The following is a 5866-nucleotide window of genomic DNA, read 5'->3' as shown; positions in this document are numbered from 1 at the left end:
GGCAGGACATCTATGCGGAATACGGGGCTGCCTGGACCAACCCCAATGCGGTCTATACCAGTGGTGGCGGGGTGGATGATCCGGTGATCAAGGCAACGGTGACGGGCGCCAGCAGCTACGGCCAGGCAAGCTATTACCATGCAGATGGGCTGGGCAGTATCGTAGGACTGAGCAACAGCACCGATGCCACTACCCAGACGGAGCGGTTTGATGCGTGGGGGAATAAGCTGGCTGGGACGATTCCGCAGAGTGCGCAGTATGGCTTCACGGGACGGGAGCCGGACGAAAGCGGCTTGGTGTATTACAGGGCGCGATACTACGATCCGAGTATTGGACGGTTCACGCAACGTGATCCGATTGGGCTCAATGGCGGCATTAACCTCTACAGCTATGTGAATAACAATCCGGTAAACTTCAACGATCCGAATGGCTTGCTGGCTAAAGTTCTGCTGGCCGATGCGACGAGCGCGATCAGCTATGCAGGTAATACGCTGACGGATGCCGGTCAGAACTTGCAAGCGTTCGGTCAAAGAGTCCTAGACTCTGGCCGCAATGAGAGTTTCGCAGATACTGCCAATAAGTTTTTGCAAGGTCTTGGCCCGGAAGTGGCGATGGTTGGCGCAGCAGTTGGAAGTATCAAGGCTGTTGTTACCACTGAACAGGCGTCTTCACGTGCTTTGGGTATAGCACTAGAAAACGATGGATTTGCCCGAGAAGCAGGAGATGCGGCACACCATATTGTAGCTGGTGGAGCGAATGCAGCGGCCGAAGCACGCGCTATCTTGCAAAACTTTGGGGTAGGTATAAATGATGCTGCAAATGGTGTTTTCCTGCCAGCAACCAAGGCGCTCGCTGAAGCCAGCGATGCCGTAGCACATGCGGCAGTGCATACGAAGGAATATTACGATTCTGTAACAACGGCACTTCTGCAGGCCACCAGCAAGAAAGAAGTCATTGATGTCTTGTCGCAAATCAGAGCCAGACTTTTAAATGGAGGGAAGCCTTGATTTCAGTTTATAAGCCAATAGGAAGTGAAGGATACGAACTTTGTCAGCCCAAAGTCTCATCAGATTTCTTGATAATTAGCTCCCTGATTCATGGCGATCCCCTTGAGGGAGATCGGCTTCCTTTGATGCAAATAATTCGTGAAGACGAAGAAGGCAAGGAATATCTTCGGTCAGATGCGCCATGGCTTGGGGGGCATGCTTTGGTTTTTAGGGATAGTGTTTCAAACAGCCTAAAGAGGTTGCTTGGCTCCGCTAAACTTTATGAATTTATTTGCGATTCTGAACGCCTATTTCTATGTGATCCGCCTTTAGTAGAGAATGCGGTGATTCAAGATAAATCTGTAATTGACCGGTTCTCTGACGGTAGAATTATGCAAATTAGAAAATATGTTTTTAATCCAGAGGCCCTGCGAGGTAGGTGTATTTTTAAGATTAATGAAATGCGCGTTAGCCCAACTTTTGTTACGCAAGAGTTTGTTGATTTCTGGGTGTCAAATAAACTAGTGGGTTTAGATTTTAATTTGTTGTGGACGGGCAAATAACGGTTGTCCCTATGCGGTAACCTACAATGGGTTCGGGAGCCACTATCGGTAATCAGATAAGGGGACTCAAACCTGGTGACAAAGTTAACATTAAGATTGTTCCATAACGTATGTCCTCATTTGATCTTTATTACTCGTATGCTCAGGTCGCGGCTTTCTCGCCTGCGCTGGATAAACCTTTCAACGATTGGTCTGACAGACACGTGAAACAGGGCTTTACGTGGAGAGAAAAATCTGCCTCCTTTCGCATGCTTGAGGAAGAAGGCGTATGCAGAATTAATGTGGTTATGGCTGAAAATTTCAAGCCAACCGAAGGTGCTAAAAGAGCGTTTGTGGTGCCATTTGACGTAGATGCTTGCGGCGTCGAGGTTGGGAGCATTTCAGATTCCCATCTGTTCGATATACCAGCAGGCCACTATGCACTATATTTCGAAACGGGGCAGGTTGGCGCCCAGGGTCAGTGGGCGATAATTACTTTTATGCTACAACACGAGGTCGAACCCCAAGTTTTAATTGAGGATTCACAGCTTTGTCCAACTTACCCATTGGAAATGAGAGCAAATCCGGCATAAGGGCACTTTAGACACAGCAAACATGACCGACACTGCCATTGCCACTGCGGAACAAATTTCGGTTTGCGAACGCTTCGCATGCAAACACGGGGTCAGGTCCAAACACAAACACGGGGTCAGGTCTATACACATAGCATTCACGTAAACATGCATAGCCCGAGTTAGCCGCTGAAGCGGCATAACAGCATATCGCTCTTTAAAAATTTATTTGTCAGCTGGTTTTTGGCGTCACCGACGCCAAGAACCAGACCACCAGCTACACCTGGGACACCGGCCACCAACTGATAAGCCGCACCGAACAAGGCGGGCGCTTGACCACCTACACCCGCAACGCCCTGGGCCAGGTGATCCAGACCGTTCACCCCGAAGCCATCACCACCTACGGCTACGACAACAGCCACCGCCTCACCTCAGTCATCGACAGTCGTGGCCTCAAAAATCTCAGCTACAGCTGGAGCCCCGGTGGCCTGTTGAACCGCCTAACCGACAGCGACGGGCGCATCACCAACTACCTGTACGACCCGGTAGGTCGGTTGGCCGGCGTCACCGCACCCAACAACGACACCGTCACCTACCGCTTCGACGCGGGTGGGCGCCTGACGGAAAGGTGGCTGGCCAACAACGCATCGGCCCGCTACGCCTACAACGCCGACAACAGCCTCAAACAGCTCGTCAACCGCAATACCGCCAGCACCATCCTCACCCAGCACGACTACACCTATGACGGCGTAGGCAACCGCGCCAGCCAGACCGAGAACATCGGCGGCAGCACGCTCAACTACGCCTACAGCTACGACGAACTCAGCCGTCTGACGCAAATCACCAACGGCACGGCGGCACAGCAGGAAAACGACAGCTATGACCCGTGGAACAACCGTACCCTGAAAAGCATCGGCAACCCGGCCACCAGCACGCTGGCCTATAAATACGATGATGCCAACCAGCTCACCGAGATACACAACGGCACCATTACCGGCACGCTGCTGAGTACCCTGAGCTATGACAACAACGGCAACCTGCAAAGTGACGGTAGCAGAAGCTACACCTGGGATGCGCTCAACCAGCTGGCCCAGGTAACCAAGGGTGCCACTACCGTGGCCTACGGCTACGATGCGGATGGCAGGCGCATCCGCAAAGTCACGGGTGGAATCACCACCCAATGGCTGTATGACGGGCAGGACATCTATGCGGAATACGGGGCTGCCTGGACCAATCCCAATGCGGTCTATACCAGTGGTGGCGGGGTGGATGATCCGGTGATCAAGGCTACGGTGACCGGTGCCAGCAGTTACGGCCAGGCACAGTATTACCATGCGGATGGGCTGGGCTCAATCGTGGGGCTAAGCAACAGCACTGACACGACCACCCAGACTGAGCGCTTTGATGCGTGGGGGAATAAGCTGGCCGGCACCATTCCGCAAGCTGCGCAGTATGGCTTTACGGGGCGCGAACCGGACGAGACAGGCCTGACGTTTTATCGTGCCAGGTTCTACGATCCATCAATCGGGAGATTCGTCTCACGTGATCCGATTGGGCTAAGTGGCGGAATTAACCAGTACGCTTACGTGAATAACTCCCCGGTGATGTTCACCGATCCGTGGGGGCTGAAGGCGGTCAGTCCGCTCAGCATGATGTTGGCGGACGCGGGTAAAAATTACTTCAGTAATACGGTGACGGATGTTGGTAATACGCTGTCTTCCGGCTACCAAAGCCTATCCACTAGTGTCAAAGAATCGTGGGATACTTCACCTGCGGTAGCTACCGGAAAGGCTTTTGGAGGACTGGTAGCGGCTGCACAAGGTGTCATCACTGGCGATCAAACGCTGGTTGACACAGCCATTCAGGGAATGGCCGAAAACAAACAGGGCAGTGTTGATGCTCTCCTTCTGCTTGGTACAATGGGGAGGGGTGGCGCGAAGGCTGGTGTGCAGGAAGGAACCCAAGTCTTCCGAGTCTGGGGTGATGGAGCAAATGCATGGGGAAGGTCTTGGACGACTGTTGATCCACGGACAGTCCAGAACTATCGTGACACTGCTGGACTGCCTAATCAGAACTCTGGTCGCTTCCTGAGCGAAGGCGTTCTGAAGGATACATCAGGGGTCACGCTGAAAGCCGCCGATCCGCTGCATGGCAATATTGGTGGTTTGCCCGAAGTTGTAATCCCCAACCCACAATCGCAGATCAAGCTACAAAATGTTCAAGGGATTAATCCAAAGTTCTGAGGAGGATGTATATGGACACGCCTGATTTTTACCTTGCTTCGAGTGAAGGTTATAACCTTGAGGAGCCGCGAAGCTGCAAGCGCGTTAAACGACTTCGATCCGATAGCCGTGACGATCTTCTCTTGATAAGAATTGATCCTCCTCTCATTGGGCAATTGTACGGGCTTGGCGGTCGTGAAATTGATAACGTGTTGGTTGCAACTCGCCACAAAGGTGACTCGTTGTTCCCGATAAAGGGGTGGCCGGTTCTTGTGCATGTAGCTCGGTTGTTAATCGACAACCCAGATGAGCGAGACCAGGTTCATGACAATGAGTTTGAGTCGATCGCTTGGGCCGAACTATATGAAACAGAAACGGCAGCAAGATTGAAAGCGATGTAAAGTCCTCACGCAATGGCGCAATGAATTGAGAACCAACGGTACCAGGTGTCCCGTCCGCCTGTCCGCCGAGCATTTTCGACTTCGGGCACCCCGAATTTTCCTTGCCTTTAACCTCGCTGTAACTTCCCTGGAGCATTTGTCCGGCAATGCCGTCAAGCTCAGCAAAGCCCGGCTGCCGTGATCGATGAGTCCGAAGATCATGTGCATGTTCTCCGCCGCATCTCCCTTGCCCGTCAAATCCATGGCCCACACGAGATTGCACGGCAGGGCCGGCGGCACGCGATGTTTCAGCTTACGCCGCATTACCTCGATTTCGTACCGATGGCGCCGTAGCGCATCCGCCACGAAGGTCTTGCCCACCGTCATCTTGCGGCTGGCGGCATGGCGCCGATTAAACACGAGGGAAAGGGTGCGACACCCGGCATCGGGCATCAACACCTTGAGACGGATGATCTCGCGGGTTACCCAGGCCGGTTTGGGCGGTGACCGAATCGCCAGCCTCAAGCCACGAACCCGGCTCCCGTGCTCGCGCCGACATCCCCGCGCGAACCACGCCTTGATCCAAAGTGCGATCCACCCCAACAACATCCACGCCATGTCTGCTCCAGCCGGCTAAAAAAACTGAAGCCTGGCATGGCTACATGACAACACGGCTGTCATATAAGCAGGTTAATCTTGCCTGATTACATCAAACCTAAAATCTGCCCGTGATGCGCGCCCCCATTACTCTTTGGCTCATTCTCCCGCTGCTGGTGTGCGCACCGCTGACGCTGCATGCGGGCGGCGCCACGGTCAACACCCTGGTGCAGAGCAACGCCAGCTACAACCCGACACTCAACACCGGCTACATCAACCCGGCGGAAATGCCTGCGGCCTGGCAGAACATCATCAACAACGTCACCCTGGCCGACGGCCCGCCAGCAACGGCTGCCGGCGACCCGGTCAACATGGCGACGGGCAACATGTACCACACCGAACGCGACATCACCATCAAGGGTCGCGGTGGACTGCCCCTGGTCTTCGAGCGCTCCTACAACAGCCGTCAGCCAGTGGACGGCCCGCTGGGCTACGGCTGGACCCACAGCTTCAACCACAGCCTCAAGTTCTACGGCGTCGAAGGCGGTGCGGCCAAAGTCTCCTGGA

At 54.0% G+C, this 5866-nt stretch carries 7 protein-coding genes; 6 read left to right on the top strand and 1 reads right to left on the bottom strand.

The window, feature by feature from the left end:
- The 5 genes from SCT_RS15150 to SCT_RS17200 all read left to right on the top strand — a co-directional run.
- Positions 1–1007, top strand: a 1007-nt coding sequence (locus SCT_RS15150) for an RHS repeat-associated core domain-containing protein (protein ID WP_189799683.1), incomplete at its 5' end; no start/stop codon positions are given.
- Complete coding sequence (locus SCT_RS15145) at positions 1004–1549, top strand: hypothetical protein (protein WP_144408294.1); 546 nt, start codon at positions 1004–1006, stop codon at positions 1547–1549. The genes SCT_RS15150 and SCT_RS15145, both read left to right, overlap by 4 nt.
- A 110-nt stretch (positions 1550–1659) precedes the next feature.
- Positions 1660–2121 carry a competence protein ComJ gene (gene comJ, locus SCT_RS15140; RefSeq protein ID WP_059424637.1) on the top strand — a complete coding sequence of 154 codons (462 nt, stop codon included), beginning with the start codon at positions 1660–1662 and terminating at the stop codon, positions 2119–2121.
- Between the two features lie 206 nt (positions 2122–2327).
- On the top strand, positions 2328–4343 hold the full coding sequence (locus SCT_RS15135; RefSeq protein ID WP_371257752.1) for an RHS repeat-associated core domain-containing protein: 2016 nt from the start codon (positions 2328–2330) through the stop codon (positions 4341–4343).
- An 11-nt stretch (positions 4344–4354) separates the two neighbouring features.
- Complete coding sequence (locus tag SCT_RS17200; protein WP_144408293.1) at positions 4355–4723, top strand: hypothetical protein; 369 nt, start codon at positions 4355–4357, stop codon at positions 4721–4723.
- Here the strand turns inward: SCT_RS17200 and SCT_RS15130 are convergent.
- Positions 4682–5320: a hypothetical protein gene (locus SCT_RS15130; RefSeq protein WP_059424632.1), complete on the bottom strand. Its 639-nt coding sequence runs from the start codon at positions 5318–5320 to the stop codon at positions 4682–4684. The two genes, SCT_RS17200 and SCT_RS15130, sit on opposite strands and share 42 nt — an antisense overlap.
- A 155-nt stretch (positions 5321–5475) precedes the next feature.
- Here SCT_RS15130 and SCT_RS15125 point away from each other — a divergent pair.
- Positions 5476–5866: DUF6531 domain-containing protein (locus SCT_RS15125; RefSeq protein WP_159107920.1), on the top strand; the 391-nt coding region annotated here is incomplete at its 3' end.

Source organism: Sulfuricella sp. T08 (genome assembly GCF_000971475.1).
Taxonomy (GTDB): Bacteria; Pseudomonadota; Gammaproteobacteria; order Burkholderiales; family Sulfuricellaceae; genus Sulfuricella.
The sequence above is the reverse complement of the archived record's forward strand: the minus strand, read 5'-3'. Positions and strand labels throughout refer to the sequence as shown.

Bases quoted from the DNA above. Each gene is read 5' to 3' on its own strand.
- comJ (WP_059424637.1), top strand. From the start codon at position 1,660: ATGTCCTCATTTGATCTTTATTACTCGTATGCTCAGGTCGCGGCTTTC.
- SCT_RS15130 (WP_059424632.1), bottom strand. From the start codon at position 5,320: ATGGCGTGGATGTTGTTGGGGTGGATCGCACTTTGGATCAAGGCGTGG.
- SCT_RS17200 (WP_144408293.1), top strand. From the start codon at position 4,355: ATGGACACGCCTGATTTTTACCTTGCTTCGAGTGAAGGTTATAACCTT.